Here is a 12,523-nt window from a genome sequence, read left to right on the forward strand (position 1 = left end):
TTAAATTGAAAGTCATAAAAACATCATTTCTGTTCGTTTTTTCGATTTTTTTTCTTTTTTGGACTTTCAATTTTAGTTTTAAGATGATCTACCTTTCTTTTTATTTTTATTTTTTGCTTTAGCGTAGAAAAATTATAGTTGTATCTAAAAAAAACATAGCCAAGAATAATAACAACTGTCACTAACATGATCACCATTCCAATGTTTTTTGCAGTACTGCCTAAAACAATAAAAAGCATGACAAAGATTAAATTAAAGCATCCAATAATAAAACTTGCCTGTTTATGAGATAACCCCCAATAATCAATTAAAACATGGTGTGTATGATTTCTATCAGGAGAAAATGGGCCTTTTTTTTGGGATAAGCGTATCGCAAACACTCTTGCCGTATCAAATAAAGGAACAATTAGGATACTTATGGCAATAAGAGGAGCATTTTCTAATAAAAAAGGGAGTTCCGTATAATCTTGAGGTTTAAGCGCCAGAAATTTTAGGGTTAAAACGCTTATGATAAACCCGACAATTAATGAACCCGTATCTCCCATAAAAATTTTTCTGTCAGTAGATACATTATATCCTAAAAACGCCATAAGACTGGCATTTAAAGTCAGCCCTATTAATGCATAATAATGCTCTCCTGATAAATAAAAAATTGTGGTATATATCATTAAGATTACAATTCCGACAATGGAGGCTAATCCGTCGATACCATCGATTAAATTATAAGAATTAATAATAGTAATCATCATAAAACCCGCGATACCCAAATACAAAAAGTACGGAATTTCATGAATATTTAAAAATCCATTTAAGGAATGAATGATAAAACCTTCATTTGATAAGATAAATGAGACGGCTATAGCTTGAGCGATTAATTTTGATAGTGGGGAAAGCACTACTAAATCGTCTTTTAAGCCTACTATAAACAAAATGGTTAGTCCAGGAATAATGTAGATGCCTTCTTGAAAACTACTCCAATCTTTTATGAAAAATAAGGCAAAAATTAGGGTGTAAAAAAATGAAACTCCTCCCAAGGTAGGGGTCTTTCCTACGTGAGAACTTCGATGATTGGGGTCGTCCATTAACCTTTTATACCCAACTACTTTTATAATCTTTGGTATAGTTAAATAGGTTAATAGAAAAGCACCAATATATATTAATATGGCGGTTTCTAAGAAGTGCAATTTAATGTATTAAAAATTTGAAAGTAAAAGTAGCTATTCTTTTTTTAAAACTGGTGTTTATTGCTTGACAAACTCGAGCATCTTTTTACTTAATTTTATACGATCAAAATCTGTTATCAAGCGATTAAAATTATCACTTGTTATTTTTAATTTTTTTGAAAGTTTAATCTTTTCGAGAAAATCTTTTTTATTTTCTGGCTCAAAAGTTAGGCCTACTTGGTATTCATCAACTAATTTTTTTGCTTCACCTTCAACACCTAAAAGTATAGGTTTATGCATCCCACAAAGTTCAAATATTTTTGATGGTAATACACTTTTAAAAGTATCTGATTTCTTTAAGTTTACCAAACCGATATCTATAATTGATATATACTTAGCTACCTCTTCTTTTGTCACGGAAGCTAACATGGTGATATTATCTAATTTTAAGTTTTCTTTTTGGGTTAATAACTCTTGTTTTTTGGCACCTTCTCCTAAAAATAGAAAATGAATATCTTTATCTGAAATGTCTTTAGCACATTCTAAAATAAAATCTAAACCATGGGCCATCCCATGCGTACCTATATAACCAATTATAAATTTTTCATGTAAACCTAAGTCTTGAATTAAATGTACATCTTTTTGTATAGGTTGAAAAAGGGATGTATTTACGCCGTTTTTAATAATGGATATTTTGGAAGAATCAATGTTATTTTTCTTAATTAGAACCTCTTTGAATGAGTCCGTAACTACTATAATTTTATTAGCACTTTTATACATTCGATTTTCGAGTAATTCAAAAAAGCGTATGGCAGGGTTTGTTTTCATGGCACCTACAGCTTTAATAGACTCTGGCCATAAGTCACGAACTTCCATTATCCATTTTTTTCTTTTCCAAAACGAAAGCCATCTCCCTGAAATTGCCGTAAAAAATTGTGGAGAGGTCGCAATTATTACATCTGTTTTAACGAATAATCCAGCAATAAAAGAACTAATCATAAAACTTAGGTAATCTAGAATACGTTTTAAGAAGCCTTCATTCGCAGTGATGTACGTCCAAACTCTGATCACTTTTATTCCATCAATAATTTCTTTTTGAAAAATTTTGTTCTTATAACCATCAAAAACTTTGCCCTTCGGGAAATTAGGTACACAAGTAATAACAGTCACCTCAACACCTTGTTTTACCCACTCTCTGCAATGTTCATAAGTTCTTGTTGCGGGTGCATTAACTTCTGGCGGGAAATTATCAGTTAAAAATAGTAGTTTCATTTTTACTCCTTTAGAAAAATTTTTGTAATAAGCTCTTGATCAAAATATACCTCTAATTTTTCTGCCTTATCAGTTTTATTAAAGCCCTTACAATAGTCATATTTAGTTTTTATAATTTTTATAATTTCACTTTCAAATTGTATTACAATACTATGATTAATCAAAACGCTATTGTTTTCAATAACCTCTATGGAAACAATATCTGGGTGAAAATGAAAATAAGCTACTTGGTTATTATCTATTTTTTTAGAAAAAATATCTGTTATTTCTATAGTATTTAAATTTCCAATGAAATTTCGAGTATGTAATATCCCTAATTTTTTATATCCATTATGGGTAGCAGACACTACGTTGTCTTTTTCTGTTAATGTGGTAATTTTAGCTCTATGTGCTACTCTAAAGCCATCCCAAACTTTGCTTTGTTCTTGATGATTAATTTTTACTGTATTATGATATGCTGTTTGACGTTCTCGTAAACGCTTTTCATTTTTTTCATAAGTAGAAATTCCAGGATCAACAATTATAGGTTGTTGTTTTACGTACAGCTCAAAGCTCAAGGTATCTGAATGCGCGTGACCGGGCTGATAATCAGGGCCAATATTACCTACATCCATAAAAAGTTCGTATGAATCTGTTTTAAACTTTCTATACCCTGAGTCTGACAATTTCGTTTCAGTCCATTTTAGGTCTAATTTTTTTGCATATTCAAATAATTGATCTGATTTAGGAGCTATATCGTAGGTACTATCATTAACCATTGGTATATTCCCGTTTTTATAGGTAACCATTTGGAGCCAAGAAAGCATACTTTCAGCTTTCTCTTCTAAAAAAACTAATAGTTCATTAGAGAGCCATTGATTATTTTTTAAGAGATTAAGACTGTCTAAAAGTCTGTATAAAAGTATTTGATGGTACATGGGTGACAGTTCAAAATGTCCCCCATCCTCTAAAATCTGCTCTTTTAGTTCTGTAAATAAAATTTTTTGTGCTTTATGATAGAGCTTTTCATCCTTAAAATAATAGGATCCAAATAATAGGGAAAATCCATTTTCTAATAAATGATTTCCTAACAAGTGATATTCTAAATTATCAAATAGTCTATAATAATCATTATACAATGCTTGATCAATTCTCGTTTCTGATATTTTGTTTATGGATAAAAATTTGATCCAGTTAATACCTCTTAAAGATATTGGATAAGGCTCTAGACCATCTTTTAGCGTATCATTTTCAATGTAGTCGTTAATTAATTTTAAACCTTGATCTACACTTAAGGTTTTTTGATTTAAAAAATCAAAATAATTGAGATTATAGGTCCAAAGTTTTCCATAGTCAGCATAGTTCCAGTCTATAAGGCCATGAAAATTATGTTCAAGGTTGAGAAATGAAAAACGATCAACTAAAAAACTATTTTCATTTAAAAATACAGGACCCCAATTTAAAGGTAGGGGACTATGCTTTAAAGAATTATGATATTTTTTTTTAAATAATTTATTTCGAATCTTATAGTACAGTTGAAAGCGAATTTGCTTAATTTTTAGATGTTTTACGGTGTTTAATAGTAAGTTTAGTCTATAGCTATCCATTTCCCTTGTTTAAGTGATGCAATAGCAGCAAAAGAGGCTTTGGTAGTGTTCACGATTTCAAAGAATGGAATAATAGCTTCTCCACCCTTTTGTTGTTGTTGAATTAGTTCTATAAATTGATTAAAGTGACCTTTATCTTGTTTAGAAGTTACTTTTGAACTTCCTTTAAATCCATAAGTTTTTAATTTTCTCCAATTATCCAGCACCATAGTGCGTTCTTGCGAATAAATTTCGACCCTCTCTTTAGAATATGCTTTACTACCATTAGAGAAATAATTAATTACAGCGTTTGATCCATTTTCATATTTAAGAAGAATGCTTGCATTATCTGTATTTTCTTGAGGATTTACACCTAAGGCGTTCATACACACCGAAATTACTTTACTCCCTGTAAAATAGGTGCATAAATCTATAAAATGGCATGCTTCTCCAATAATTCTCCCACCACCTACTTGCATATCATGGACCCAAACATCTGCGGGAATAAAACCAGCATTCATAGTCGCTACAATGTTTATTGGCGTATTACCATTGCCCATTAAACTTTTCATTTTTTTTGCCAAAGGCGCAAAACGTCTGTTGAACCCTACTGAAATGGTTACATTTTCGTTTTGGTATTGAGTGACAATTTCTTTGAGTTCAGTATTTGTAAGGGCAAGTGGTTTTTCAACAAAAACACTTTTTTTAGCCTTTATGGTTTCTAAAACCATTGCAGCGTGCATATTATGTTGTGTAGTTATGAATACTAAATCAACATCTTGATCTTTTAAAATTTCATGATAATCGGATGTAGAATTCGCGATATTATGACGCTTAGCCATAATGGTGGACGTTAACCCTCCGGAGCTTGCAATATATTTTACCTCAGCGCTAATTTTCTTAAGATTGGGTAAAATTGTTGAACTGGTAAAATTACCAGCACCAATGATGCCTATAACCCCCTTTTTTCCTTTAAAGTTTTTAGAAGCAATTGTAACAGTTGATATTGGTGCGACAGTACTATTATACTCAAGAATAGAGGCTATAGATCTTGAGTTTTTCATATCCCCATAAATTTTTTGATAATCATTTAGGGCAATGCGTTCTGTAATTAAAGGCTTCACCTTTAGAGTTCCTCTTGAAATAGCATTTAAAATGGCTTCAAAATTTCTTTTTTCTGTCCACCTAACATATCCAATTGGGTAATCGTTTCCTTTCTTTTCATAATTGTCATCATATCTTCCTGGTCCATAGGAGCAAGAAACTTGAAAAGAGATTTCTTTTTCATAAAAATCGGCTCTACTAATATCTAAACCTATAACACCAACTAATATTATCCTGCCGCGTTTTCTGCACATATTAGCAGACTGAGAAATAATTTCGTTACTTTTATTCGATGCCGTAATAATAACACCATCAGCGCCAATGCCATTGGTAAACGATTCAATAAATTTAACTTGGTCCGTACCTTCGCCTGGGTTTATAGCTACAATTCCTTTTTCGTTTGCGATTTTTACTTTTTCAGCATCATAATCGAAGCCTACTACATTACAACCATTTGCAAGTAATAATTCTGCTGTAACTAGGCCTATTAAACCAAGCCCAACAACAACAATTGTTTCGCCGAAAGTAGGGTTTAATAGTCGAATACCTTGCAGTCCTATAGCACCAATTACGGTAAATGTCGCTTCTTCATCGGTGACATTATCTGGAATTTTAGCCACTAAATTCTTAGGAATATTTACATATTCTGCATGATTACCATTTGACACAACACGGTCGCCAATGGCGAATTCGGTTACACCATTACCAACGCCAACTACCTCCCCGACATTACAATACCCTAAGGGTAAAGGTTGGTTTAATTTATTAAAAACAGCATCCATAGTTGGTTTAAAACCATCTGTTTTTACTTTGTCTAAAACCATTTTTACCTTATCTGGCTGTTGACGTGCTTTTTGAATAAAATTTGCTTTTCCAAATTCAACCATCATTTTTTCGGTACCTAAAGAAACCAATGATCTTGTAGTTTTTATAAGTACGCATCCCGATTTTGTCATTGGAACAGGAATTTCTTCTAATATGGTTTCTCCGTTTTTAAGGTCTTGTATAATTTGTTTCATTTCTAAAATGTCAATTTTTTCTTTTCTTCTGCGTTCGGATAATTAATTAATACAGCCTTATATTTTCCTTTAAAAACGAATATACTACCGGCGGCAAGGCCAATAACCTTGTACTTATCTACAATTTGCTTAATTTCGTCTAAACCGCTTGCGCCACCTAAAATGGTTAAAGGAAGATGAATTGCCTTTCTAATTATTTCTAATAGTTTTAAGTCGTACCCCTTCATCATACCATCTTGATCAATAGCATTTATAACAATTTCACCAACACCTAATTTTTCAAATTGAATTGCAAGTTCTTTTGGATCTTTGCCAGTTGCTTTAGTACCGTTGTGCGTATATACTTGATATTTACCTAATAAGCCTTTCTTTCTAACATCTAAAACAATAATAACACTTTGAACTCCTACTGCTTTGGCTATTTCGACTACCAAGTTAGGATTTTCAATAACCGCAGAACTCAATGCCACTTTTTCTGCACCTAGATGAATTATTTTTCTTGCATGTTCTACGGTTTTGACTCCTCCTCCGTAGCATAGTGGCATTCTAGATTCATTTGCTAAATTTTTAATCATCATAAAGTCAGGTTCACGTCCTTCCTTAGTAGCATCGATGTCTAAAACTATTAATTCGTCTACTTCTTTTTCGTTAAAAATTTTAACCGCGTTAATCGGGTCTCCAACATATTTGGAATCTTTAAACTGTACAGTTTTTACTAAACCTTTATTTCTAACCAATAAACAAGGGATTATTCGAGATCTCAACATGTTTTATAAATTAGCAAAGTTTTTAAATAATTGAATGCCATTGCTATGGCTTTTTTCAGGATGAAATTGCATCCCAAAAACATTTTCATTATATATTGCTGATGAGAAATCTTCACCATAATTGGTTCTTGAAAGGATATCATCGCTATTTTTACAAGAAAAATAGTACGAGTGTAAAAAATAAAAACCGGTTTGAAAATCTATGTTTTCAAATATTTTATGCGCATTAGTAGGATTTATAGTATTCCATCCTAAATGAGGTAAATATGGTTTTTGGGTGAACTTTGTGCTGTCAAATTTTTTCACTTCACCATCAATATAACCTAAGCCCGGTAATTCACCTTCTTCGCTTTTATTGGCGAGAATTTGCATGCCTACACAGATACCAATTACTGGAATTTTTTCTTGTAACACCAACCTATCTAATTCTTTCTTAAAGCCTGAATTTACTAATTGTTGCATAGTTTCATCAAAGGCACCGACACCGGGTAAAATCAATTTAGTGGCTTCAGCCAATTGGTCTGGAGCGTTAGCAACAAAACAATCAATATTTAGTTGTTTGTAGATGTTTAATATGGCTTGGATGTTCCCTGATCCATAATTAACAATTGTCATCATCTTTTTCCTCCTTTTTCAAGACCAAATAAGCGCATAACCTTTGCCCCAATATTATAAATATTTTCCTGAGATTTGTAATCTTTATAGGTTTTGTTTGGAGCATCTAAGTAGCTTTGTAGTTCATCTACAGCGATACCCAATTTATTTGCTACAAATTCAAAATCTTGTTTTACTGTTTCAGGATCGTAAGCTGGTTTTTTTAACTCTTCTAAAGCATCTTCCCTAGTCATTTGTCCTGTTAATATTAAACTCGAAAATTGCACCTTACGAGTGTCATATCCAAATTTTTCTGGTAGCCAATAGGCTTCATAAAATCTAGTAAATCGAGATTCAAAATGTTTTTGCGGGTATTTTTGGTAGCCAAATTTATCAACTAATTCCTGCATGGCTTCGTCTTTATGATAAGGTATGTAATCAAGAGGTCTTATCAATTTAATCCCTTTAAAATATGGTAAATAAACCTTATGCCACAAAATATTGGTAACGGGGTAGTCTTTAAGTTTTCCTGTACCATGTTGCTTATATATATCTCTTAGTTGAATAGCGTCTGATTGATAATACATCCATTCTAGAGGATTTCTAACACATTCCGTCGAGTAATTACCTCCTGTAAGAATATGCTTTATATTGTGCTTAGAAGCAAATTTATACATTGTGGCAAAAAAAGCATGATCTTGTGGTGTATCGATATGGGGAACTCCAGATTTAAAATAAGCTAATTGTAAATCTTTAATTTCTTCCCAATTAATTACTTCAGTAAATAAGTCTAAGCCCAATCCATCTACTAAGCGTTCAATATTATTAACCGCTATTTGAGAGTTCCAACCTGCATCAACATGAAAAACTAAAGGTCGTAGGCCATATTTTTCTTTCATCATGTACAGAAGGTAGGAGCTATCAATACCTCCACTCATACCCATTAAACAATCAAAATCTTTCCCTTTCCCTTCTTCTTTAATTTTAGCTACTATTTCTCTTAAAGCCTTGTCGCCTCTTTCGTCAGTATGCCATTTAGGAAGAATATCATTGTAATAGGTGTTACAATGATCACAAACCCCTTTGTTATCAAAAGTAATTTTTGAATCTGTAGTATCCATGACACAATTAGTGCATATTTGGAATTCTGTATTGCTCATTTTTATTTTTTTCATCTCAATTTGACTGAATTGAAATAGTAATATAGTTTATAACAAAGATATTTTTTCTTTTTTTTAAAAGGCTACTCATCTTGGATTATTAATTTTAGTTAACTCAATCCAAAAGGACAATAAGATATTTAGATATGAAGCAAATACATTATTATTCATTAATAACCCTATTTAAAACTTCCCATCTATTTTCTTTATAGTGATCTTTTAAAAAAAGCTCTATATCATTTTGTATTTCAAAAAAATTATTATTATAAAAATCAAGTGTTTCCTTATAATCATCAATGGTTTTGTTGGCTCTAATTATTGTATTTGGAGCTTTAATTAAATTTCTTAAATCAGCATAAACTAATGGAAGCCCTAAGGATAGTAAATTAAAAGCTCTATTACTTACAGTACAGGCCTGTACATTACCAAGATTTGGGTTATATGGTAAAATGGAACAAAATAAATCATCTGTTTTAAGTTGATCTAATGTGCTATATTTAATATATTCGAAATTATTATTTTGAGATAATCGTTGAATCATTTTATCATCTGTCTTCCCAATGGTTGGCCCTACAAACCTATAATTATAATTTGTGCTTTTCACAAGTTCTTCTAGTACTAACCAATCTAGCCTACCTACAAAACCAAAATATAAAATCGTATGTCTCTTTTTACTTGAATTTAACGGAGATTCATATTTTCTTTGACTCCAAGGAAATAGCATCGTTACATTATTTTTATAACTACTAAGCTTTCTAAATAATGGATATGATACTGTCAAAACAGCGTCTGAGTTTTCACAGGTTGTCTTGATTTGATTTCTGATTTGCTTAGTCATTCCAAACTTTGCTTGTTCTTCAAAATCATCTTCCATGATGCTTATAATCTTTTTCTCAGGCGCTAATGTTTTTAAAAAAGAGTATTCATAACTGAAGTTCATAATGAACTCGAACTCTATTTGCTGCATTATTTTTTTTAAGTAAAACTTAACAATTAAGTTGTTTAGTTTTTGAATGAATGGGAAATACCTTAATTGATGGTGAATCAATTCTGAATGCGAAAAAAAAGTAATGCCTTCCTCTTCTCTTTTTTTTATTATTAAACTTTTATAACTGTTTTTTTCAAGGTATGTGATTTCAAAATTCTTTTCCTTAAGTAATCTTGTTATTTGATGCCTTATTCTTGGGGGCTCTGACCAATTCGTTTTTGTTAAAATCAATACTTTTTTCACAATTATTTATTTTAAATAGTTTAATCAATTATATCTGCTTTTTTACAAAATTAGAGAAAGAAATATGCTATTGATATTTTAGATTTATAAAATTATTCAAACCATTTTTTTGTCCGTTCCTTTTAATAATCCGAAAGATACCAATATTAAAATAAATCCACCGTGAGTTAGTAATACTGTAGGCAAGGAAGAGCTTATAAGAGAGAAAAATAATAGAAAAAATACACCGTAAAATTTACTGCTGATATTTAATTGATTTATAATGGAAAAATATAAACCAATAATTATTGAATTTATTAACACACCATAAATTCCAAAATTCATAAATCCTTCAGATATTATTCCATTGTTTGCACCCCATTCTATTGAGTTGAAATATTTTTCACCAATAATATAAGAATGCGAATAATCATAAGGATAATTCTTAAATATTCCTGGAAAGCTTTCAGACCATAATAAAGGGTTTCCATTAAAGAAATCAAAATAAAGAATGTCCAATAATGCAGGTAAAAACATGGTTCTTCTAATTGTATGTACTGCTATAAAATCATTATTAAAAAAAACAGAAGATACCAAAGAAAGTGCACTAATAATTAATAATATCTTGATAAAATAATTAGTTTTTTTTATATAATCAAACTTGTATAGAATTAGAACAATTATTAGTCCAATAAAAACTGCTTTATGCGCACCACATAAAAAAAGGAATATCAAAGCAATAGAAGTAAAAATAATTAAAAATCTTTCTTTAAAAAATAAACCAAATACCAGCAAGGCAGGAATAAGAACTTTATTGAGCCAAGAATAACTGTAATTAGTGTACAAATTATTGATTTTAGCACTTAATAATTCCCTTGTTTCATATATATCTTTCAACAGTAAATTGTCTAGGTTAATATGCGGCCCATAAAGAATTAAAAAGGGAATTAACCCAATTAGGACAGTGTAAAACAAAGTTTTTTTTGATTGATTGAGACCAAGTGTTTTGGTTGATATTTTTATTTTTATTTTACCTATTAGCAATATTATGCCTAATAAAAGGATATGCGACAAAAAAATTCTTGCATCAATATTCGCTACATTAGTGTATAAAATTGCACTTGGAAAAACAAAAAAAAGAAGGATTAAAGAACTTTGGATATATAAAAAACCTTTCATTCTAATAGCCAGTATAATTGAACAAAACATTATAATAATAAGAAGGCTCCCTAGAAATTTGAGCCAACTAAATTTATAAGATATACCTATACTTATTTCAGCGATCTTAAAGACATATAAATATTGAATTGTGAATGAAAAACAAAGTTGTAGAACAACAAAGAGCGCTATTGCCAGTAAAAAGTTTTGAAATTTAATTTTATCAACACCAATAGTCATATTTTTCTATATTCACTATTATTTATAATCATGCAATATATAAACATAAAAAAAACTAGACCTGAATACCTATTAAACATACTTTCAAATAAGAAACTTACACTAACACTAAATAAAAACATTAAAATTAAATATTGCTGGCCGACAATCTTGTTTAAAGATACTTTTTTAAAGAGGGATAATTGCATCAAAATAATTAAAATAAAGCCTGATATACCAGTTTCTAATATAATCTGTAGATACTGATTGTGTGAATTTAAATTTTGTTCTAAAGGAGTGGTGTAGCTTTTGTTTTGATATTTTACATTTAGGACTTTCTGTACATTACTTATACCTACACCTGTTAAGGGGTATTCTTTTACTAATTCTATAGAAGCGTCCCAAGACATTAATCTTAGAGCGTAGCCAAATCTTTCAGTCGGGTTAATTTTAATACCTTCTTTTATAAAAGTATCTATCATTACTTTTCCTCTAGGGTTTTGTGAAAAGAATAATAATCCCACACTAATAGTGATAACTAATGTTAATGTTTTTAAACTTTTTTTATTGACTTTAAGAACAAAATAGTAGCAAATTATAACGAACGTAATGAAAATAGCAATCTTACTTGATAATTGGAAAATACATAGAATGAATAAAAATAAAAAGACTAAATAGATCTTATTTTTTTTCCATAATGAAAAGCTTAGTATAATTGTAATGGCAAAATTAATATAAATTGCCATATAGGTTGAATCATGAAGTATTGAAAAAAATGAGGAGAAGAAATAATTGCCATCTCGGACGACAGAGTAAAAAAAAGAAAATTCGTTATTTACTGCAGGTTGAAAAAGAATTTTACCACTTGAAAAGGAAATAGAATTATAAAACGCATTTCCATAACATATTAAAAGTGACACGAATGAACCATTTACAAAATATAGAAGAAGTTTTTCAAATTGTTGTTGATTTGTTCTTAAAGTACAAAAAACAAGAGGCATTGCTATTAAGCTCGCTCTATGTTGTACATACCTAATTTCAAAATTTTCAAATACTAAAAGTGAGATTATTATTATAAAATAGAGTAAAATTGGCCATATATATGCTGAATATAATTTGTAATATGTATTAGAAATAAGCTTTATAACTGAAACTATTACTAAGAGTAATAAGATAAGTGTAGAAATTATTTGATAAAGTGGTAAAGTAAATGAAAATATACCTAAAAGAAATAAGGAAAGCTTGTTGGGCTCATCTATGAAGATATCCTTATATTTTTTAAATAAATTCAT

General features: G+C 30.0%; 10 protein-coding genes. All 10 read right to left on the reverse strand.

Going from position 1 to position 12,523, the window contains the following annotated elements; genetic code table 11:
- Positions 1-23: 23 nt before the first annotated feature.
- A complete protein-coding gene (locus tag GQ45_RS11100; RefSeq protein ID WP_231555190.1) occupies positions 24-1,082 on the reverse strand; it encodes an MraY family glycosyltransferase in 1,059 nt (352 codons plus the stop codon).
- A gap of 159 nt (positions 1,083-1,241) precedes the next feature.
- Positions 1,242-2,435: a glycosyltransferase family 4 protein gene (locus tag GQ45_RS11105; protein WP_047417862.1), complete on the reverse strand. Its 1,194-nt coding sequence runs from the start codon at positions 2,433-2,435 to the stop codon at positions 1,242-1,244.
- Positions 2,436-2,437: 2 nt separating this feature from the next.
- Positions 2,438-4,021: an alginate lyase family protein gene (locus GQ45_RS11110; RefSeq protein ID WP_047417865.1), complete on the reverse strand. Its 1,584-nt coding sequence runs from the start codon at positions 4,019-4,021 to the stop codon at positions 2,438-2,440.
- Positions 4,003-6,123, reverse strand: coding sequence for a bi-domain-containing oxidoreductase (locus GQ45_RS11115; RefSeq protein WP_047417867.1), 2,121 nt, complete (start codon positions 6,121-6,123; stop codon positions 4,003-4,005). The genes GQ45_RS11110 and GQ45_RS11115 overlap by 19 nt, the downstream gene beginning before the upstream one ends.
- 2 nt (positions 6,124-6,125) lie before the next feature.
- The gene (locus GQ45_RS11120) at positions 6,126-6,890 is read right to left on the reverse strand and encodes an AglZ/HisF2 family acetamidino modification protein (RefSeq protein ID WP_047417870.1); all 765 of its coding nucleotides are present in this window, start codon (positions 6,888-6,890) and stop codon (positions 6,126-6,128) included.
- Positions 6,891-6,893: 3 nt separating this feature from the next.
- Positions 6,894-7,508, reverse strand: a complete 615-nt coding sequence (hisH, locus tag GQ45_RS11125; RefSeq protein ID WP_047417873.1) for an imidazole glycerol phosphate synthase subunit HisH — start codon at positions 7,506-7,508, stop codon at positions 6,894-6,896.
- Positions 7,505-8,644, reverse strand: coding sequence for an N-acetyl sugar amidotransferase (locus GQ45_RS11130; protein ID WP_081980973.1), 1,140 nt, complete (start codon positions 8,642-8,644; stop codon positions 7,505-7,507). Before GQ45_RS11130 ends, hisH begins: the two co-directional genes overlap by 4 nt.
- A gap of 163 nt (positions 8,645-8,807) precedes the next feature.
- Positions 8,808-9,875 carry a hypothetical protein gene (locus GQ45_RS11135; RefSeq protein ID WP_047417877.1) on the reverse strand — a complete coding sequence of 356 codons (1,068 nt, stop codon included), beginning with the start codon at positions 9,873-9,875 and terminating at the stop codon, positions 8,808-8,810.
- Between the two features lie 96 nt (positions 9,876-9,971).
- Complete coding sequence (locus GQ45_RS11140) at positions 9,972-11,252, reverse strand: O-antigen polymerase (protein ID WP_156125415.1); 1,281 nt, start codon at positions 11,250-11,252, stop codon at positions 9,972-9,974.
- Positions 11,249-12,523, reverse strand: a complete 1,275-nt coding sequence (locus GQ45_RS11145; RefSeq protein ID WP_047417883.1) for an O-antigen ligase — start codon at positions 12,521-12,523, stop codon at positions 11,249-11,251. Before GQ45_RS11145 ends, GQ45_RS11140 begins: the two co-directional genes overlap by 4 nt.

This window comes from Cellulophaga sp. Hel_I_12, assembly GCF_000799565.1.
In the GTDB taxonomy this organism is placed as follows: domain Bacteria; phylum Bacteroidota; class Bacteroidia; order Flavobacteriales; family Flavobacteriaceae; genus Cellulophaga.

What these genes read in the sequence shown, in the direction of transcription:
- GQ45_RS11100 (WP_231555190.1), bottom strand. Translation starts at nt 1,082, where the DNA reads ATGGACGACCCCAATCATCGAAGTTCTCACGTAGGAAAGACCCCTACC.
- GQ45_RS11105 (WP_047417862.1), bottom strand. Translation starts at nt 2,435, where the DNA reads ATGAAACTACTATTTTTAACTGATAATTTCCCGCCAGAAGTTAATGCA.
- GQ45_RS11110 (WP_047417865.1), bottom strand. Translation starts at nt 4,021, where the DNA reads ATGGATAGCTATAGACTAAACTTACTATTAAACACCGTAAAACATCTA.
- GQ45_RS11115 (WP_047417867.1), bottom strand. Translation starts at nt 6,123, where the DNA reads ATGAAACAAATTATACAAGACCTTAAAAACGGAGAAACCATATTAGAA.
- GQ45_RS11120 (WP_047417870.1), bottom strand. Translation starts at nt 6,890, where the DNA reads ATGTTGAGATCTCGAATAATCCCTTGTTTATTGGTTAGAAATAAAGGT.
- hisH (WP_047417873.1), bottom strand. Translation starts at nt 7,508, where the DNA reads ATGATGACAATTGTTAATTATGGATCAGGGAACATCCAAGCCATATTA.
- GQ45_RS11130 (WP_081980973.1), bottom strand. Translation starts at nt 8,644, where the DNA reads ATGAGCAATACAGAATTCCAAATATGCACTAATTGTGTCATGGATACT.
- GQ45_RS11140 (WP_156125415.1), bottom strand. Translation starts at nt 11,252, where the DNA reads ATGACTATTGGTGTTGATAAAATTAAATTTCAAAACTTTTTACTGGCA.
- GQ45_RS11145 (WP_047417883.1), bottom strand. Translation starts at nt 12,523, where the DNA reads ATGAATTTATTTAAAAAATATAAGGATATCTTCATAGATGAGCCCAAC.